At 54.0% G+C, this 20,260-nt stretch carries 14 protein-coding genes; 13 read left to right on the top strand and 1 reads right to left on the bottom strand.

Annotated features, from left to right (window positions below):
• Positions 1-167 precede the first annotated feature (167 nt).
• The 12 genes from leuC (at position 168) to accD (ending at position 13,618) form a co-directional block, all read left to right on the top strand.
• Complete coding sequence (gene leuC / locus CUZ56_RS03955; RefSeq protein ID WP_126978385.1) at positions 168-1,589, top strand: 3-isopropylmalate dehydratase large subunit; 1,422 nt, start codon at positions 168-170, stop codon at positions 1,587-1,589.
• Positions 1,590-1,641: 52 nt separating this feature from the next.
• Positions 1,642-1,767 (top strand): entericidin A/B family lipoprotein, encoded by a 126-nt coding sequence (locus CUZ56_RS03950; RefSeq protein ID WP_204250812.1) that lies wholly within the window; start codon positions 1,642-1,644, stop codon positions 1,765-1,767.
• A 475-nt stretch (positions 1,768-2,242) separates the two neighbouring features.
• Positions 2,243-2,764, top strand: coding sequence for a superoxide dismutase family protein (gene sodC / locus CUZ56_RS03945; RefSeq protein ID WP_126978576.1), 522 nt, complete (start codon positions 2,243-2,245; stop codon positions 2,762-2,764).
• Between the two features lie 241 nt (positions 2,765-3,005).
• Positions 3,006-3,656, top strand: a complete 651-nt coding sequence (leuD, locus tag CUZ56_RS03940) for a 3-isopropylmalate dehydratase small subunit (RefSeq protein ID WP_126978381.1) — start codon at positions 3,006-3,008, stop codon at positions 3,654-3,656.
• Positions 3,657-3,701: 45 nt separating this feature from the next.
• Positions 3,702-4,784, top strand: coding sequence for a 3-isopropylmalate dehydrogenase (gene leuB, locus CUZ56_RS03935; RefSeq protein WP_126978379.1), 1,083 nt, complete (start codon positions 3,702-3,704; stop codon positions 4,782-4,784).
• 105 nt (positions 4,785-4,889) lie between these two features.
• Positions 4,890-6,005 carry an aspartate-semialdehyde dehydrogenase gene (gene asd / locus CUZ56_RS03930; protein ID WP_126978377.1) on the top strand — a complete coding sequence of 372 codons (1,116 nt, stop codon included), beginning with the start codon at positions 4,890-4,892 and terminating at the stop codon, positions 6,003-6,005.
• A gap of 206 nt (positions 6,006-6,211) precedes the next feature.
• On the top strand, positions 6,212-8,743 hold the full coding sequence (locus CUZ56_RS03925) for a type IV pilus assembly protein FimV (protein ID WP_162615244.1): 2,532 nt from the start codon (positions 6,212-6,214) through the stop codon (positions 8,741-8,743).
• Between the two features lie 58 nt (positions 8,744-8,801).
• Complete coding sequence (gene truA / locus CUZ56_RS03920) at positions 8,802-9,596, top strand: tRNA pseudouridine(38-40) synthase TruA (RefSeq protein WP_126978373.1); 795 nt, start codon at positions 8,802-8,804, stop codon at positions 9,594-9,596.
• A gap of 406 nt (positions 9,597-10,002) precedes the next feature.
• Complete coding sequence (locus CUZ56_RS03915; RefSeq protein WP_204250810.1) at positions 10,003-10,662, top strand: phosphoribosylanthranilate isomerase; 660 nt, start codon at positions 10,003-10,005, stop codon at positions 10,660-10,662.
• A 9-nt stretch (positions 10,663-10,671) separates the two neighbouring features.
• Positions 10,672-11,874 (top strand): tryptophan synthase subunit beta, encoded by a 1,203-nt coding sequence (trpB, locus tag CUZ56_RS03910; protein ID WP_126978371.1) that lies wholly within the window; start codon positions 10,672-10,674, stop codon positions 11,872-11,874.
• A gap of 13 nt (positions 11,875-11,887) precedes the next feature.
• Positions 11,888-12,700, top strand: a complete 813-nt coding sequence (trpA, locus tag CUZ56_RS03905) for a tryptophan synthase subunit alpha (protein ID WP_126978369.1) — start codon at positions 11,888-11,890, stop codon at positions 12,698-12,700.
• Positions 12,701-12,745: 45 nt separating this feature from the next.
• Complete coding sequence (gene accD / locus CUZ56_RS03900; RefSeq protein ID WP_126978367.1) at positions 12,746-13,618, top strand: acetyl-CoA carboxylase, carboxyltransferase subunit beta; 873 nt, start codon at positions 12,746-12,748, stop codon at positions 13,616-13,618.
• A gap of 77 nt (positions 13,619-13,695) precedes the next feature.
• On the opposite strand, the gene CUZ56_RS03895 is transcribed toward accD, so the two are convergent.
• Positions 13,696-14,274, bottom strand: a complete 579-nt coding sequence (locus CUZ56_RS03895) for a YggT family protein (protein WP_126978365.1) — start codon at positions 14,272-14,274, stop codon at positions 13,696-13,698.
• Positions 14,275-14,495: 221 nt separating this feature from the next.
• Between CUZ56_RS03895 and uvrA the strand changes: the two genes are divergently transcribed.
• On the top strand, positions 14,496-20,249 hold the full coding sequence (uvrA, locus tag CUZ56_RS03890) for an excinuclease ABC subunit UvrA (RefSeq protein ID WP_126978363.1): 5,754 nt from the start codon (positions 14,496-14,498) through the stop codon (positions 20,247-20,249).
• The last annotated feature ends 11 nt before the right edge of the window (positions 20,250-20,260 follow it).

Genomic DNA, 20,260 nt, shown 5'->3' with positions numbered 1-20,260 from the left:
TATAATAGCAGATCGCCAAACCGGTATTTTGGAGCGCATTCCAAATTTCGACGCGTGCAGAATAGCGGAGAATGTGGTTCCTGGCGGTTTGGTCAGGGTCAGGCCAGTGCAGGCATTTTGCCAGCGGATGAATAATTTATATATTACAACGGTGAAATCAGGTCAAAATGGGTTATACGCTTTACGATAAATTATGGAATGAGCATGTGGTTCGTACGGAAGACGATGGTACGACCACACTTTATATCGACCGCCATCTGGTGCATGAGGTGACCAGTCCTCAGGCGTTTGAAGGGCTGCGTATGGCGGGCCGTAAGCTGTGGCGCCCCAGTTCCATAGTGGCAACAGCAGACCATAATACGCCCACTACACATTGGGAGCAGGGCTATGATGGCATTCAGGACCCGATTTCCAAACAGCAGATCACCACGCTGGATAAAAATATTCAGGAATATGGTGCTGCGGCCTATTTCCCTTTCATGGATCAGCGTCAGGGCATTGTGCATGTGATTGGCCCTGAGAATGGTGCTACTTTGCCTGGTATGACGGTGGTGTGTGGTGACTCGCACACCTCAACGCATGGTGCATTTGGTGCATTGGCTCACGGTATTGGCACCAGTGAAGTTGAGCATGTGATGGCAACGCAGACATTGCTGGCCAAGAAGATGAAAAATATGCTGGTCAAGGTGGACGGTGTATTGCCCAAAGGATGCAGCGCGAAAGATATTGCACTGGCGGTGATCGGCAAAATCGGCACGGCAGGCGGAACTGGCTATACCATTGAATTTGCCGGCGATGCGGTGCGGGCGTTGTCGATGGAAGGGCGCATGACATTGTGCAATATGGCGATTGAAGCCGGCGCACGCGCAGGGCTGGTGGCGGTGGATGGAAAAACCATCGACTATGTGAAGGGCCGTCCTTTAGCACCTAAAGGGGTGGCATTGGAGCAGGCGATAACCTACTGGCGTACGCTGCATTCGGATGCAGATGCGCAGTGGGATAAAGTGGTCACGCTGGATGCCAGCCAGATCATGCCACAGGTCACCTGGGGCACTTCGCCAGAAATGGTATTGCCCATTGATGCCAAAGTGCCTGATCCCGATAAAGAAAAAGATGCCGGCAAACGTGCCGGTATTGAACGCGCCTTGAGTTATATGGGGCTTGAGCCTAACAAGCCAATGGCTGATATTTATGTGGATAAGGTTTTCATTGGCTCGTGTACCAATGCACGTATTGAGGACATGCGCGAAGCGGCAGCAGTCGTCAAAAAATTAGGCCGTAAAATTGCAGCTAACGTCAAGCTGGCGATGGTGGTGCCCGGTTCCGGGCTGGTGCGTGAACAGGCCGAACGGGAAGGACTGGACCAGATTTTTAAAGCTGCCGGTTTTGAGTGGCGTGAGCCCGGGTGTTCCATGTGTCTGGCGATGAATGCCGACCGGCTGGAGCCGGGAGAGCGCTGTGCTTCAACGTCCAACCGGAATTTTGAAGGACGCCAGGGAGCCGGAGGACGGACCCATTTAGTGAGCCCGGCCATGGCAGCAGCAGCTGCAATAGAAGGGCATTTTGTTGATGTGCGCCGTATTGTGTAGTTGCGGATTTTTAATTTGATTTTGATTCATGCGAATGAATCGGAGGTGAATAATGAAAAAGTACCTACTCGTTTTAATGCTTTCAGCAGCAGTTTTAGCAGGTTGTAACACAGTTGCCGGTGCTGGTAAAGATATACAGCAGGGCGGCGAAGCGATTGAGGATGCTGCCACTAAATAACGCTAAAGGCCGGAATGCAAATTCCGGCCTTTATCACATCTGACTGTGCTTTTCATGGAAGCGTTTTGTGATGCATAAGCGCTGATTGATATGGCAGATAGGCTGGTGCTGTTGTGCTGTTAACTGGTTGTGCAACAAGGCGTTGAGCCATGGAAAAATCATATTGCACGCTGGATGACCAAAGACTCAGGCAGCAAGCATCTATTTGATGCTGGTACAGTTTAACCGATAGTTCGCATCACACCACGTGAATACCGGGCGGATACAAAACGCTTGTATCCAGTGTTCAGGTTCAAGACTTTCAGAGCAGGGCGTGTCTATGCACCATGCCAAATGCTGCTCTGCGTGCAATTTTTCAAAGGGTAATAAATTACTCGATGATGCTTGCCCGGACATGGCATTTTGAAAGATTCCGTTATATTACGACTATTCTGTAATGTGCAGAGCTCACCAAAGGAGGTTAAACATGCGTTTGTTGAAAAAGACCGTGATTGCAGCCAGTTTGATGTTTGCTACCGCGCTGGCCGTTGCTCAGGCTGAAAAAGTGATTGAAGTGAACCTGGTGGATGCCGATGGCGGGAGTAAGCCCATTGGTACGGTAACCGCTGTTGATTCACAGTATGGGCTGGTTTTAACGCCTAACCTGCAGGGGTTGGCACCGGGTGTTCATGGGTTTCATGTTCATGTGAACCCGGATTGTGGTCCGAAAGAGCAGGATGGCAAAATGGTTGCCGCACTGGCTGCTGGCGGACATTACGACCCTCAAAATACAGGCAAGCATGGCACCCCGTGGGGTGATGGGCACCTGGGTGATTTGCCGCCGCTGTATGTTGCAGCAGATGGTACTGCAGTGACTCCGGTTCTGGCTCCACGCTTGAAAGTGGCGGATCTGGCTGGCCGTTCTATCATGGTGCATGCCGGTGGCGAGAATTATTCTGATCATCCGGCACCTTTGGGTGGCGGCGGAGCTCGTGTTGCGTGTGGTGTGGTGAAATAAATACCTGCACGATCAAATAATTCGCTGTTCATCACAGCAAAGGGGCGGTAACGCCTCTTTGCTTTTTTGTTTGTCCATTTGTTGTTAGCGAGCGACATTCTTGAGCAAGCAACAAAATGACAAAAGTATGAAAAAATAGCACTCTTATTGATTTGCGTTTCAATGGCAGGCATGTACTCAGGTATATTGATACATTCGTACATGCAATTCATTTTATTTTTCAAGAGAGATATCAGGCATCATGCAAGCTTTTACCAAACACACGGGCATTGTGGCACCGATGGACAGAGCGAATGTCGATACGGATGCAATTATTCCGAAGCAGTTTCTGAAATCGATTAAACGCACTGGTTTTGGCCCCAACCTGTTTGATGAATGGCGTTATCTGGACCATGGAGAGCCTGGGCAGGATCCGGCTTCCCGCCGGCCCAACCCTGATTTTGTGCTGAACCAGCCGCGTTATCAGGGTGCGTCTATTCTGGTGGCGCGTGAAAATTTCGGCTGCGGCTCCTCGCGCGAGCATGCGCCATGGGCGCTGGAGCAATATGGTTTCAGGGCGATCATTGCACCGAGTTTTGCCGATATTTTCTTTAACAACTGCTTTAAAAACGGGCTGCTGCCGATTGTTCAGCCCGATGCGGTGGTGGATGCCTTGTTTCACGAGGTGTATGCCTTTAGCGGCTACCAGTTAACGATTGACTTGGAGCAGCAGAAAATCATCAAACCCGATGGTTCGGCGCTTGGTTTTGACGTGCAGCCATTTCGCAAATACTGTTTATTGAACGGTTTTGATGATATCGGGTTGACGTTGCGCCATGCGGATGAAATCCGCTCTTATGAGGCCAACCGTCTGGCGCAGAAGCCGTGGCTGGCAGCCAAGTGGCTTGGATGATTTTGATACCCTGTTTTTGTATTTTTTCTTTATAGAAAGGTCAGCATGAAAGTCGCAGTATTGGCAGGGGATGGTATTGGTGCAGAAATTGTTGCAGAGGCCGTGAAGGTGCTCAAAGCTACCGGGGTGCCATTGTCATTTGAAGAAGCTCTGGTGGGGGGCGTCGCTTACGCGGCCACAGGCCATCCGCTGCCGCCTGAAACGCTCAAGCTGGCCATGCAAAGCGATGCCATTTTGTTTGGGGCAGTGGGGGACTTTAAATATGACCATCTGGAGCGTGCCTTGCGCCCTGAACAGGCTATTTTGGGCCTGCGTAAAAATATGGGATTGTTCGCCAACTTCCGCCCGGCGATCTGTTACAGCGAACTGGCTCAGGCATCCACGTTGCGCCCGGAAATCGTTGGTGGGCTTGACCTGCTGATTGTGCGCGAACTGACAGGCGATATTTACTTTGGCCAGCCCAGAGGACGACGCACGGCAAGCGATGGCGCTTTCCCGGGAACGGATGAGGCATTTGATACGATGCGCTACAGCCGCCCCGAAGTGGAGCGCATTGCGCATGTGGCTTTCCAGGCGGCGCGCAAACGGCGTAAAAAACTGCTGAGCGTTGATAAAGCGAATGTGCTGGAAACATCGCAGTTCTGGCGCGACATCATGATCGAGGTGCATAAGCAGTATCCGGATGTGGAGTTGGAGCACATGTACATTGACAATGCGGCGATGCAACTGGTGCGTGATCCGAAGCGGCTGGATGTGATCGTTACCGGCAATATGTTTGGCGATATTCTGTCGGACGAGGCATCGATGCTGACAGGCTCTATCGGTATGCTGCCTTCGGCGTCTCTCAACGACAAGCAACAAGGCTTGTATGAGCCCAGCCATGGCTCGGCGCCTGACATTGCCGGCAAAGGCATTGCCAATCCGCTGGCGACAATTTTGTCGGCGGCGATGATGCTGCGGTTTTCTCTGAACCAGGCGGCAGTGGCAGACCGGATTGAGGCGGCAGTGCGTTCTGTCATTGCATCCGGCCTGCGCACGGCGGATATTTATTCCGAAGGCTCCACCCGGGTGGGGACTGCGGAAATGGGCGATGCTGTTGTAACGGCGCTAAAAACACAGGCAAGCTGAGAATTTTGACAGGACATTGCGTGCTGTTTGCGCTTGTTAAGGTTGCGGTAAACCCGATAGAGTCAGATAATCAACAGACGCATGTCAAAGGTTGAAAGGTGTAACATGAAACTGGTAGGTTTTGTCGGCTGGCGCGGTATGGTCGGCTCGGTATTGATGCAACGCATGCAGGATGAAGGTGATTTTGCGCACATTGAACCTGTATTCTTTTCAACGTCCAATGCAGGGGGCAAGGCGCCTCAGTGGGCTAAAAATGAGACTAAACTGTACGATGCGCATGACATTGACAGTTTGAAGCGTTGTGAGATTATTGTGACCTGCCAGGGCGGCGATTACACAACCGCCGTTTTTGACAAACTGCGTGCTGCCGGCTGGAAAGGGCACTGGATTGATGCGGCCTCTACACTGAGGATGCGTGACGATTCAGTGATCGTGCTCGACCCGGTCAACATGCCCACCATTAAAAATGCCTTGGCTAAAGGCGGCGTGAACTGGGTGGGCGGCAACTGCACCGTCAGTTGCATGCTGATGGGCGTGGGCGCTTTATTCAAGGCTGGTCTGGTGGAATGGATGAGCACGCAGACTTACCAGGCGGCTTCGGGTGGCGGCGCCCAGCATATGCGCGAACTGCTGAACCAGTTTGGTATTTTGAATACTGCGGTGAAAGACAAGCTGGCAGACCCGAAAAGTGCCATTCTGGAAATTGACCGCCAGGTCATTGAAACCCAGCGTGGCCTGTCTGCCGAACAGACGGCACAGTTTGGCGTGCCATTGGCCGGTTCGCTGATTCCATGGATCGACAAAGATCTGGGCAATGGAGAAAGCCGCGAAGAATGGAAAGGCATGGCCGAAACCAACAAGATTCTGGGGCTGGCGCAAAATGCGGCGGTTCCGGTAGATGGTTTCTGTGTGCGTATTGGTGCCATGCGCTGCCACAGCCAGGCGCTGACCTTCAAGCTGAAAAAGGATGTACCGCTGGCTGATATTGAAGCCATGCTGGCTGCGGATAACCAGTGGGTGAAAGTGGTTCCCAATACAAGGGAAGCCACCATGAAGGACCTGACGCCGGTAGCGGTGACCGGAACACTGACAATTCCGGTGGGTCGTCTGCGCAAGCTGAAAATGGGCCCTGAGTACCTGGGTGCGTTCACCATTGGCGACCAGTTATTGTGGGGCGCAGCGGAACCTTTGCGCCGTATGCTATTGATTTTGCTTGGGTGATTTATCGGTCAATTTATCGGTCATCGGGGTGAAAAAACAGTAAAATGTTGCACAAATACCAATTCAGGGGCTCGGAAAACCTGAATTTTGTGCAGTTTTAGTATGTGTAAGCTTGCATGTGAGTGTATGCTATAGGGGTATAAGAATTGGTCGGCCATTCGTGGCCGGCTGAAAATTTGATAAACATGATAAAGAGGGACCTTCTTGTGAACGCAATCAGCTCGAAGAATCGGGGGGTGCAGGGGCAGCCTGCAAAGAAGCATTGGCGTGTAACTTCTGCTGCGTTGGCGGTAGCACTACTGGCGGGCGGCTGGTCGTTTTCTGCTCAGGCACTGGTTCTGGGGCAGATTCGTGTCAACTCTGCTTTAGGTGAGCCGTTGCAGGCGGAAGTGCCCATCACGCAGTTGAATGCGGATGAAGCGGCCTCCTTACAGGTGCGACTGGCCAGCCCAGGCGATTTCAGCAGCCGTGGACTGATTTACAGCAGTGCCATGTCTGCCATTAAAGTGTCTTTCCAGCAAACGGGCAATACAACGGCTGTGATTAGACTCAGCAGCATGCGCCCGGTGCAGGATCCGTTCATTGACCTGCTGCTGGACGTGTCATGGCGTACAGGCAGCATGCAGCGCAGCTATACCATGCTGGTGGATCCGCCGGCATCGGTGACGACTTCTAGCGCTGCAGCACCGGCGCCGCAGGTTTCTGCATTGCAGCCTGCCGCAGTGACATCAGCACAACCGACCACATCTGCTCAGGCAACAGCCCCGGCTGCACCGGTACGCCCAAGTGCCGTATCCGGTGATGATGTGATTCGCGAAAGAATTGTAGCGCCTTCCCAGGCTGGGCAGGCAGCGACCGTGCAGCCGAGCCAGGGCGGGCGGGTAGCTCCTGCTGCGCCAGCACCTCAGCGGCAGGCTACACCTCAACAGCCGCGTCCGCAGCCGGCACCAGTTGCTGGCGGTGACCAGTGGACTGTCAAAGTTGCACGGGGCCAGACGCTGGGCCAGATTGCTTCAGCCATGAAACCGGCAGGCGTTTCCAATGAGCAAATGCTGATTGCCTTGTTTCGGGCCAACCCGGGTGCGTTCATCAATAGAAATATCAACTGGGTGAAGGCTGGCGCAACTTTGCGCATACCGAGTGAAAGTGAAATTGCATCAATCAGCCAGGCGGAAGCACGCAGCCAGGTGAGCCAGCATGCACGTCAATTCAATGACTACCGCACCCAGGTAGCCAGGGGTTCGGCTCCTGTGCGCAGTGCGGATAGCACAACAAGGACAACCGGTGGTGATGTGACGCCACAGCCTGTGCAGCCTGCACAACCTGCACAACCGATTGATCAGCTGCAGATTTCAAGTGCCCAGGCTCCGCAGGATACACAGCGGGCAGGACAGCAACAAGCTGCAAATGCCGATGCACGTCGTACGGAAATTGCCTCTAATACAGACGACCTGAGGCGTGCTCAGGATGCACTGAACAATACACCTGTAGCAGTTGCTCCTACGCAGCAGCCTGCTGTAGTAACGCCTGCACCGCAGCCAGCGCCACAACCTGTGCCACAAACGCAGCCGCCGCTGGTGGTGGACCCTGTACCACAACCTGAGCCGGTGCCTGATACTGTGCCACAGCCAGATCCGGTACCTGATCCCGTACCACAACCTGAGCCTGTGCCTGAAGTTGTGCCACAACCTGAGCCGGTACCACAGCCGCAGCCAACGCCTGCAACTACGACACCGCGGCCCGCCCCGGCAGCCGTTGTAGCACCGGTTGTGCCGCCGGAAAAAAGTCTGATTGACCAGCTGATGGATAACCCCCTGATTCCGGTGGGTGGTCTGGCAGTGATTGCTTTGATTGCCTTTGCAGGCGTCAAACTGGCGCGTCGTAAAAAGAACGAGGATGATGATCTGGATGATGATGTTCCTGAGTCCACTTCACAGATAGATTCGTTCTTTGCTGACAATATCAGCCAGCAGGGTGCCGGAGCCAGCATGCTGGATCAGTCTTCCAGCCTGTATGCAGCCAGCCAGCTTGATACCAATGCCGATGTTGATCCGGTACAGGAAGCTGATGTGTATCTGGCTTATGGGCGCGATGAGCAGGCGGCAGAAATTCTGCGCGACGCACTGCAATCAGATCCTAACCGTATTGCATTGCATACGAAGCTGTGTGAAGTGTATGCTCGACAGGGTAAAGTGGCCCAGTTTGATGACCAGGCATCGCAATTGCGCGCCCTGACATCCGGACGGGGCAATGACTGGGTGAAAATTGCCAAGTTAGGGCATAGTATTTCCCCGACCAACTCGCTTTACTCCGATGCGATTGAAACGAAAAACATGAATAGCGGCGGCAGCGGTGGCGGTGGGTTTGCGCCTCAGTTTGCCCCGGCTCCCAACGCCAGCGAACCGGAAGCACCGGTCAGCCGTCCGGCGCAGAGTGCACCGCAAGCCAGTGCGCCATCTGCGGCAGACAGCAGTGCAGCTCAGGCACAACCGCATGCCGGTTATGATCTTTCCGGTCTTTCGCTTGACCTGCCAGATGATGCACCGGGCAGCAGCCAGGCTGCACCTTCATCGATTCCTGATGAAGATGAAGGCCCTGCAACCCGTCTGGCTCTGGCAGAGGAATTCCTGGCGATTGGCAATACCGATGATGCCAAGGAAATTGTGCAGGAAGTCTTGTCTGAAAATCCGTCGCAGGAAGTTCAGGCGCGTGCAAAAGCGCTGCTTGATCAGACTTGATTCAAAAGCATATGCTTGAAACTGGGGGGCTTGGCCCCCCTTTTATTTGGAGAGAACTTTGCGTATTGCAATGGGTATCAGTTACGCCGGGACTGCTTACCAGGGGTGGCAGAGCCAGCCTAGCGGTATCACGGTGCAGGACACACTGGAGCGGGCGCTGCAGTCATTCATGGCCGTACCGGATGAGGCAGCCGTGAGGACAAAGTGTGCTGGCCGTACCGATGCAGGTGTGCATGCACTGAATCAGGTTATTCATTTTGATACCCGAGTGGAGCGAGATTCTTTTTCCTGGGTGCGCGGGACCAACCGCTTTTTACCTTCTGACATTGCTGTACAGTGGTGCCAAACCGTGCCGGACAGTTTTCACTCCCGTAACAGTGCCATTGGGCGGCGTTATGTCTATATTGTGCTGGAGTCTCCCGTGCGGCCTTCTGTCGAGTCTCGGCGTGTCGGATGGAGCTGGCGGCCTTTAAGCGGCGATGCGATGCGTGAGGCTGCTGCATTGCTGGAAGGGGAGCATGATTTCAGCGCATTCCGCTCGTCCGAGTGCCAGGCGCTGACGCCTGTAAAGCATTTGCGGCGAATTCACATTGAACAGCGCGGTGCTTACTGGCGTTTTGAGTTTGAGGCCAATGCATTTCTGCATCATATGGTACGCAACCTGATGGGCTGCCTGATTGCTGTCGGTACAGGCAGCCAGGCGCCACAATGGGTTGAGAAGGTACTGGCCGGTAAAAAGAGGGAGTTTGCTGCGCCTACTTTTGCTGCTGATGGTTTGTATTTTGCCGGGCCGCAATACGATCCGAAATGGGGGTTGCCACAAGAGGTGGCTGCTTTGAGCTGGTTGCCTTAAATTGAGGATGGGCTGATGCACAGCGCCGTCCAAAAAGCTGTTTTTGTTGATACAGCAGGCATAACCTGAGTTGCAGTGTTGATATCACTGTAAATTGATCTGCTGTGTTATTTCATTTTGTTGTAACATAGACAAAACGTACATGAGCGATAGATATCCGTGGCTTGATTAAAATAGCCTTGTCGGCGTGGTTCGATCAGAAAAGTTTCTGTTTGAGAGGGAATATCATGCAGGGTCAGACGGGAAGTTTGAATAGCGGTTGATTAGGCATTAAGAGTTTTCTGCTCTGGAAAGGTTTGCAGCCCGACCGTATACGGGTAAACTGGCTTTTGCTGGTGTGGGCTATCAGATTCAATTATCAGACAATATCAAAATATCGAAAATGACTGAAAGGCGGTCTTAGCTGATGGACATCATAGAAAAAAGATTGCGTCGTACGCGCATTAAGGTTTGTGGATTGACTCGCGAAGAAGATGTGGATGCAGCCGTGGCGGCTGGTGCTGATGCGGTGGGATTCATTCTGTACCGTGAAAGCCCGCGGGTCATCAGTGTGGAGCGTGCCTTGGAGCTGTCAAAACGGCTGCCGCCGTTTGTTACCCCTGTGGTTCTGTTCGTGAACGCCAAGGTGCATGAAATATTGCTGGTGCAGGAGAATATTCCCAACGCGACATTTCAGTTTCATGGCGATGAGGAGCCTTATTGGTGTGAAAGCTGGGGGCGCCCCTTCCTGAAGGGCATTCGTGTACATTCTGATACAGATTTGGTAAAATTGTCGCAAGATTATGCTTCGGCTCAGGCACTGGTGCTTGATTCTGACAGTAAAACATATGGCGGTTCTGGGAAGGTGTTCGATTGGTCACTTATACCTCAAGATATAGGCGTTCAGGCCGTTTTGTCTGGTGGATTAAATGCTGCAAATGTGAAGCAGGCTATTCTGCAGGTACAGCCGTGGGCTGTTGATGTATGTACCGGGGTGGAGGTATCTCCAGGTATTAAGGATGCCAAAGCCATTCAGCATTTTGTACAGTCGGTCCGTGTAGCGGATGCCTGTCTTTTCGAGAATTGAATAATTTCCATGAAAGCTTATGAACTGCCCGATGCTAACGGGCATTTTGGCCCCTATGGGGGCGTTTTTGCGGCTGAAACTTTGCGCCACGCGCTTGATGAGTTGACTGCTGCCTATACTCGTTATAAAAATGATCCGGATTTTCTGGCGGAATACCATGATGAACTGCTTCATTATGTAGGCCGACCTACGCCGGTATACCACGCTAAGCGCATGAGCCGCGAGCTTGGTGGTGCGCAGATCTATTTAAAACGCGAAGATCTCAACCACACAGGCGCGCACAAGGTTAACAATGTCATTGGCCAGGCGCTGCTGGCTCGCCGTATGGGCAAACCGCGAATCATTGCTGAAACCGGCGCCGGGCAGCATGGGGTGGCAACAGCCACGATTGCCGCGCGATTTGAACAGCAGTGTATTGTCTACATGGGCTCGGAGGATATCAAGCGCCAGGCTGCCAATGTGTACCGCATGAAACTACTGGGGGCGGAAGTGGTTCCTGTGGAATCCGGCAGCAAAACCCTGAAAGATGCGCTGAACGAGGCGATGCGCGACTGGATGTCGAATGTAGAGGATACGTTTTACATCATCGGTACGGTTGCCGGACCACACCCTTATCCCATGCTGGTGCGGGATTTTCAGCGTGTGATCGGAGATGAGTGCCTGCAACAGATGCCCGAATATGCTGGCCGGCAGCCGGATGTGGTGATTGCCGCGGTTGGCGGTGGCAGCAATGCAATGGGCATTTTTTATCCCTATATTCCGTACGAAAATGTGCGTCTGTTGGGGGTGGAGGCCGCCGGAGACGGACTCGAAACCGGCCGTCATGCGGCTTCTTTGACGCTGGGTGTTCCGGGTGTGCTGCATGGCAACCGGACTTACCTGCTGCAGGATGAAAACGGGCAGATCATTGAGGCGCACTCGGTGAGTGCCGGGCTGGATTATCCAGGTGTCGGGCCGGAACATGCATGGCTGAAAGACAGCGGTCGTGCTAACTATGTCAGCATTACCGATGAAGAGGCGCTGCATGCGTTCCATTATCTGTGCCGCACAGAAGGCATCATTCCGGCGCTGGAATCCAGTCACGCGGTGGCACAGGCGATGAAAATAGCACCTGCCATGCGTTCCGACCAGATTCTGCTGGTGAACCTTTCAGGACGAGGCGATAAAGACATCCATACCGTGGCCGAGCGCGCGGGTATGCAACTGGCCTGAAAGGATACACATCATGAGTCGTATAGCTAATGCTTTTAAGCAATTGCAGGCCAATGGGCGTAAAGCGCTGATTCCTTATATCACGGCAGGCGATCCTTATGCCGATATCACACCGGATCTGATGCACGCGCTGGTCAGCGCGGGTGCCGATGTGATTGAGGTCGGGGTGCCTTTTTCCGACCCGATGGCCGATGGCAGGGTGATTCAGCGTGCCAGTGAGCGTGCTTTGGCCAAAGGCATGAACCTGGCGAATGTGCTGGAAATTGTCCGTATTTTCCGCCAAAAAGACCAGCAGACCCCGGTGGTGCTGATGGGGTATGCCAACCCGGTGGAATTTTATGACCACCGTCATGGCGAGAACCGTTTTGCGCAGGATGCTGCTGCTGTCGGTGTGGATGGCGTGCTGATCGTTGACTATCCGCCTGAGGAATCGCACCAATTTGCCAAACAGTTAAAATTGCACGGTCTGGACCAGATTTTTCTGCTTGCCCCCACCTCGACAGAGGAGCGTATTGCGCAGGTGGGCAAACTGGCATCGGGTTACGTGTATTATGTCTCTCTGAAAGGGGTGACCGGGGCCGCCAGTCTGAATACGGATTCGGTTTCGGCGTTCATGCCCCGTATCAGAGAACATGTGCATGCACCGGTCTGCGTGGGGTTTGGCATCCGTGACGCAGCCAGTGCAAAAGCCGTTGCAGCAGTTTCTGATGGTGCGGTGGTAGGTTCACGCCTGATTGAGCTGATTGAAAAACAGCCGCGAGATCAGGTGCTGCCAGTTGCCCAGGCTTTTATAGCGGAACTGCGCCAGGCTCTGGATTCAAAATAACAGGTACATACATACCGTAGTAGTCACACTGAAAGAGGTTGATTGATGAGCTGGTTAGATAAAATATTGCCTCCCAAAATTCTGCAAACCTCTCCAGAGGACAGGCGATCCATTCCGGAAGGACTCTGGTTCAAATGCCCTAAATGCGAAACGGTACTGTATCGCAGTGATCTGGAGAAAAACCTGAATGTATGCCCGCAGTGCGGGCATCACCAGCGCATGGGTTCCAGGGCACGGCTGGATGCCATGCTGGATGCCGATGGGCGGGTTGAGATCGGGCAGAGCATTTTGCCGATGGATGCCCTGAAGTTCAAAGATACCAAGAAGTACCCGGACCGCCTGAAAGCAGCGACTGAAAGCACAGGTGAAACGGATGCACTGGTGGTGATGCGTGGCAGCATTAAAAGCCTGCCTGCGGTGGTTGCATGCTTTGAGTTTGACTTCATGGGCGGTTCTATGGGTTCGGTGGTGGGTGAGCGCTTTGTAGAAGGCGTGCACGCAGCCGTTGAGCAAAAAGTACCGTTCATCAGTTTTTCTGCAACAGGTGGCGCACGTATGCAGGAGGGCCTGTTAAGCCTGATGCAGATGGCTAAGACCAATGCAGCGCTGACGCAACTGGGTAAGCTCGGGCTGCCTTATATCAGTGTGCTGACCGACCCGACCATGGGCGGTGTTTCGGCCAGCTTTGCATTTGTGGGTGATGTGGTGATTGCCGAGCCGGGCGCATTGATTGGTTTTGCCGGACCGCGTGTGATTGAAAACACGGTGCGTGAAAAACTGCCGGAAGGGTTTCAGCGTGCAGAGTTTCTGCTGGACAAGGGCGCGATTGATATGATTTGTGATCGTCGCCAGTTACGCGATACGATTGCCAGCCTGTTGACGATGCTGCAGAAAATACCGGCGGAAGCGGCGGCGTGATCTGATCTGGATTCAGAGTTTAAGTCATTGTTAAAAAGGACCCTTCAGGGTCCTTTTTTATGGAGATGGGAAATAGATCATCTCATCAAATGGTTCACAATGATCAGGAGCACTTGCAGAATGATCAGCACAATGAACGGGCTTAAATCCAGTCCTCCAATGGAAGGGACGACCTTGCGCACCGGATTGACCAAAGGGGCGCTCAATTGTTGTGTCAGCCCGTAAAAGGGGTGATTTGGCTGCAGCCAGGACAGGATGGCGTTGAGCAAAACAATCAGGCTGAGCAGGTACAGCATGAGCTTGATGACGTTGAGCAGTGCAAAGAACAAAAGCAGGAAAATACCGTGCAATGGGCTGGAAATGGCAACAGCGGCTGTATCCTGTGAGAGGTAAATGGCAGTCCAGAGAATCAGGAAATGCAGCAGGCTGCATAAATAGGCTGCCAGAAAGGAAGAGAGATCAAAACGCTGTATACGGGGCAGAATGCGTTGCAGTGGGAGTACTAGCCAGTTGGTCAGCCTGATAATGCCCTGCCCGACAGGGTTCATGAAGGATGCTTTGACCAACTGCATATACAGGCGCAGCAGGCACAGGATGGCAAACAGGTCAAAAACGACATTCAGTAAAAAGGCGAGAATATTCAGTAGCAGGGTCATATGGCCGGTAGGTGTGTGTATGGACGTATGTGCGCAATGGTTGGACCAAACATAAATACTAACACAGTTGATTTTGTATTTTTACCTGTCAGGATTTGTGACTTTCGCATGATTGGGCACTTCATGAGCGCATTGTGGTCGTTGCAGACAAGTGCTGTAAATTTATCCAGATAGTCCTACAATATTCAGCCTGACCAGTATATGTATTTCTAAAGCCTTGTATGAGCACATCAGCCAAAAAAGACAACAGTCAAAAAGATATTCATATCCGCGGCGCACGCCAGAATAACCTCAAGCGGGTTGATCTTGATATTCATACGGGGGAGCTGACGGTGGTCACCGGGCCAAGCGGTTCGGGAAAGTCCAGCCTGGTGTTTGATACGCTGTATGCGGAAGGGCAACGTCGCTATGTGGAAACATTCAGTGCCTATGCGCGCCAGTTTCTGGACCGTATGGACAGGCCTGCGGTGGATGCGGTAGAGGGTGTGCCACCTGCCATTGCCATTGACCAGACCAATCCGGTACGGACATCGCGCTCTACAGTGGGCACCATGACGGAGCTGAACGACCATTTCAAGCTGCTGTTTGCACGTGCGGCGCATTTGTTTGACCGTGTTACGGCACAACCTGTCAAACATGACAATGTGCAGTCGATTCAGCACGAGCTGGAACGCAGGGCGCAGCAGGCCGGAAACCCGCGTGTGGTACTGACTTTTCCGGTGGAGCTGCCGTCCAATGTGAGCGAGGCGGAGGTGGAGCAGTGGCTGTCAGTGAGCGGGTTTACGCGCGTTCAGGCTGAGCGTGAGGTTGCAACACTGACCGGTCCGCGCAAGCTGTTGGATGTGGTGGCGGACCGTTTCCGCATAGACAATGTGGAGCCGGCACGGGTGGCTGAAGCCATTGAAACCTGCCTGAAACGCGGCGGCCGTTTGAATGTGTATGCCTTGCCTGAAAATGCTGAGGATGATTCTGGTGAAAAAGAGCCGGATATCTGGCGTTTCTCCAGCGGGCTGCATTGCCCTGAGAGCGATCTGACATATTCGGAGCCGACATCATCCCTGTTTTCATTCAACTCGGCTTATGGCGCGTGCGAATCGTGCCGTGGGTTCGGGCGGGTTATTGGTGTGGATTGGGGGCTGGTGATTCCCGATGAAAAACTGACCTTGCGCGGCGGCGCGGTCAAGCCGGTTCAGACGCCAGCGTGGTCTGAAATACAGGATGATTTGTTGCGCTATGCGGCGGTTGCAGGCATACCGCGTGATACTTCCTGGAGCCAGTTGACAGATGCCCAGAAAAAGTGGGTGATTGACGGCACGCCCGACTTCAAGGAGGGCAACTGGAACAAGCAGTGGTATGGCATCCGCCGGTTTTTTGAATATCTGGAAAGTAAGTCATACAAAATGCACATCCGTGTGCTGCTTTCCAAGTACCGCAGTTATACCACCTGTCCGGTGTGTCTGGGCGCGCGCCTGAAAACGGAAGCGCTGTTGTGGCGTGTGGGCAGCAAAGAGCAGGCAGATGCCGTGCTGGCACCGGAAAAACGGTTTATGCCCGCAGGTGTGCAATGGAACTATAAGCAGCTTGAGGCATTGCCGGGGTTATCTTTGCATGACCTGATGCTGCTGCCGATAGAGCGGCTGTACCGCTTTATCAATCTGGCGTTTCCCGTTTTAAAAAAGCAGCAGGCAACGGATACAGAGAAAGACCCGTTGCAACTGCTGTACGATGAAATCCGTACACGGTTGCAATATCTGTGCGATGTGGGCATTGGTTATCTGACGCTGGACCGGCAAAGCCGGACACTCTCGGGCGGCGAGGTGCAGCGTATCAACCTGACGACCGCGCTGGGCACTTCACTGGTTAATACGCTGTTTGTGCTGGACGAGCCCAGCATTGGCCTGCACCCGCGTGATATGAACCGCATCATTGAAGCCATGCACCGTTTGCGCAATGCAGGCAATACGCTGGTGGTGGTGGAACATGACCCGGCCGTGATGCTGGCGGCTGATCGGGTGCTGGATATGGGCCCGGGGCCGGGAGAAAACGGTGGTCAGATTGTATTTGATGGTACCCCCAAAGCGTTACGCAAGGCCGATACGCTGACCGGTGTTTATCTGGGGGGGCGAAAGCATATTGGGGTGGGTGTCAGACGCCTGGTGACAGAAGGAACGCCCCGCCTGATTTTGCAGGGTGCGCGCGAGCATAACCTGAAAGACATTGATGTGGAGTTTCCACTGCATTGTCTGGCTACGGTGACCGGCGTTTCGGGTTCCGGCAAATCCACATTGATTCAGGATGTGCTGTATCCGGCGCTGTGCCGCGGCCTGGGGAAAGCGACGGAAACCCCAGGTGTGCATGACCAGTTGCTGGGCGCAGACTGGCTGGCCGATGCGGTTTTTGTGGACCAGTCTCCTATCGGCAAGACGGCACGCAGCAATCCGGCCAGTTATGTCGGGGCATGGGATGCCATTCGTTCCTTGTTTGCCCAGACGCCTCTGGCGCGTGAGCGCGGTTATACGGCGTCCAAGTTCAGCTTTAACAGCGGCGATGGCCGCTGCCCCACCTGCGGCGGCTCAGGTTTTGAGCATGTGGAAATGCAGTTTCTGAGCGATGTGTATTTGCGCTGCCCAGACTGTGACGGCAAGCGTTACCGGCCGGAGGTGCTGGAAGTGACCCTGATGCGGGGTGGCCGTGATTACACGGTGGCTGATGTGCTGGACCTGACGGTGAGTGAGGCTTCGCAGGTGTTTGCGCAGGATGCAGAAGTCGGCCGCGTGTTACAGCCGATTGTCGATGTCGGGCTGGAATACGTTAAGCTGGGACAGCCGGTACCAACACTGTCGGGTGGTGAGGCACAGCGTTTGAAACTGGCCGGTTTTTTGGCGCAGGCAACATCGGGCAAGCTCAGCTCGCGCAGTGCCACGGCACAAAAGCTGGCTAAAAAAGGGACGCTGTTTTTGTTTGACGAGCCAACCACCGGGCTGCATTTTGACGATATTGCCAAGCTGATGCGGGCTTTCCGTAAACTGCTGGATGCTGGACACAGCATCATTCTGATTGAGCATAACCTGGATGTGATTCGCGCCTCAGACTGGCTGATTGATTTGGGACCTGAGGGTGGAGATGCAGGCGGGCAGGTGGTATGCACAGGCACACCGGAGGCGGTAAAAGCCTGCCGCGATTCTTATACCGGGCAGGCGCTCAAAACGTATGAACAGGCTTTAGGTTCCGGCGATATGCATGTGGCTGAAGGCCAGGTTGCGAAGTATCTGCTGACATTGGAAGACCAAAAACAGGCACACGCCGCTGCGCATAATGAAATTGAAGTGGTGAATGCGCGTGAGCATAATCTGAAGTCGCTCTCGGTGGATATTCCGCGCGGCGTATTCAATGTGATTACTGGCGTTTCTGGTTCCGGCAAGTCGACGCTGGCATTTGACATTGTGTTTGGCGAAGGGCAGCGGCGCTATCTGGAGTCGCTCAATGCCTATGCACGCTCCATTGTGCAACCGGCAGGCCGTGCCGAGGTGGATGCGGTGTATGGGATTCCGCCGACAGTGGCTATTGAGCAGCGTTTATCGCGTGGCGGGCAGAAAAGCACGGTGGGTACCGCCACGGAAGTATGGCACTATCTGCGCCTGCTGTATGTGAAGCTGGGTGTGCAGCACTGCATTCATGATGATACGGCGGTGGAGCCGCAAACGGCTGAAAAAATTGCCGCGCAACTGTTAACGCGTTACCGCGGGCAGCACATTGGTTTGCTGTCGCCCTTGGTGATGAACCGCAAGGGTGTTTATACGGATCTGGCAGACTGGGCAAAGAACCAGGGGTATACGCACCTGCGTGTGGATGGCGAGTTTTTGCCGACGGCTAAATTTCCACGGCTGGATCGCTATAAGGAACATACACTGGAGTTGCCGGTTGCCGATGTGCATGTGAAGCCACAGAATGAAACATACCTGCGTGATGCCTTGCGCAAGACACTGGAGCATGGAAAAGGCATTGCGCATGTGCTTGATGACCTGACCGGTTTGCAGCAGGCCATGCGCGATGGCTCATCTACCGCCCGTATTGGGCATGTGCATGTGTTTTCAACCAAACGGGCCTGCCCGGTATGCGGCACCAGTTATCCTGAGCTTGATCCGCGTTTATTTTCCTACAACAGCAAGCATGGCTGGTGCCCCGATTGTGTGGGAACGGGTTTGCGTTTGAACAAGGACCAGCGTAAAGCGTATGACGATTCCATCGTTGCGCAGGATGATAACAGGGGCCGTGAACGCAGTTTTGCCGAGCCTGAAGTGGATGGTGTTGGCGATGAAGTGTGCCCGAGCTGCCATGGCACCAGACTGAATGTGCAGGCCCGTAATGTATTGTTTGCCGGGGTTACCATTACCGAGCTGGCGCAGCTTTCGGTAACCGATATGCGGAACTGGGTGCAGGCGTTGCAGTTGCATGGACGCGATGCAGAGATTGCCCGTGACCTGTTGCCCGAAATTGAAAGCCGGCTGGATTTTCTGGAAGAGGTTGGCCTGGGTTATTTGACGCTGGATCGTGGTGCGCCTACGCTGTCAGGTGGTGAGGCGCAGCGTATCCGGCTGGCAGCGCAGTTGGGCAGCAACCTGCAGGGCGTATGCTATGTGCTGGATGAGCCGACCATTGGCCTGCACCCGCGCGATAACCGGATTCTGCTGAAAGCATTGCATTCGCTGAGCGACAAGGGCAATACGCTGATGGTGGTGGAGCACGATGAGGAAACGATTCGCGCGGCTGACCATATCATTGATATCGGGCCTGGTGCGGGTACGCGTGGCGGTCGCGTTATTGCACAGGGAAGCATGGCGGATCTGGCAGCGCAGCCGGATTCTGTAACCGGGCGTTATCTGGCGCATCCGCTGAAACACCCGATGCATGAGCGCCGCCAAGTAAATGCGCAGACGTTGGAGAGCGAATCGGTCTATCTGCGTGATGCGATGATGCATAACCTGGGCCATGTGGATATTGCCGTGCCGCTGAAACGGCTGGTGGCCATTACCGGGGTGTCAGGGTCAGGCAAATCGACGCTGGCGCGTGATGTTCTGCTGAGCAATCTGCACATGGCAGTGAACAGCAAAGGCAAGCCGCATTGGCAGCATTGTCAGGGGATTGACCACTATGAACGGGTGGACCGGGTGCTTGAAGTGGATCAGACACCGATTGGTAAAACGCCGCGTTCGTGTCCGGCAACCTATATCGGTTTTTGGGATACCGTGCGTAAGTTGTTCGCTGATACGCTGGAAGCGAAGGCACGCGGCTATGGCCCGGGGCGCTTTTCTTTCAATACCGGCGAAGGACGTTGCCCGGGGTGCGACGGGCAGGGCATGCGCACGATTGAAATGAACTTTCTGCCTGATGTGAAAGTTCCCTGTGAGATTTGCCATGGCGTGCGTTTCAACCCCGAAACACTGGCGGTAACCTGGCGGGGCAAAAACATTGGTGAAGTGTTGCAGATGGAGGTGGATGAAGCGGTGGCGTTTTTTGCCTCCATGCCTGCCATCAGCCATCCGTTGCAGTTGCTCAAGGATGTTGGGCTGGGTTACCTGACGCTGGGGCAGCCGTCACCCACACTTTCTGGCGGTGAGGCGCAGCGCATTAAACTGGTAACCGAGCTGAGCAAAGTCCGCGATGATGTGACGCGGCGTGGCAACCGCACGCCGCATACGGTTTATGTGCTGGATGAGCCGACCGTAGGGCTGCACATGGCCGATATTGAAAAACTGATTCATGTGCTGCACCGGCTGACAGATGCGGGGCATACGGTGCTGGTGATCGAGCATGACCTGGATGTGGTGGCCGAGGCCGACTGGGTGATTGACATGGGGCCGGAAGGCGGTTCCGGTGGCGGCCTTGTGGTTGCAACCGGTACGCCGGAGCAGGTCATGGCAACCAAAGATTCTCATACCGGAGAGGCGCTAAAAACGGTGCTGCGGCGGCGTTAAGCCGCGGCAGC

The sequence above is a fragment of the Saezia sanguinis genome (genome assembly GCF_003991585.1).
Lineage (GTDB): Bacteria > Pseudomonadota > Gammaproteobacteria > Burkholderiales > Burkholderiaceae_C > Saezia > Saezia sanguinis.
Note: the sequence above shows the minus strand (reverse complement) of the source record. Positions and strands in the feature narration are given on the sequence as shown.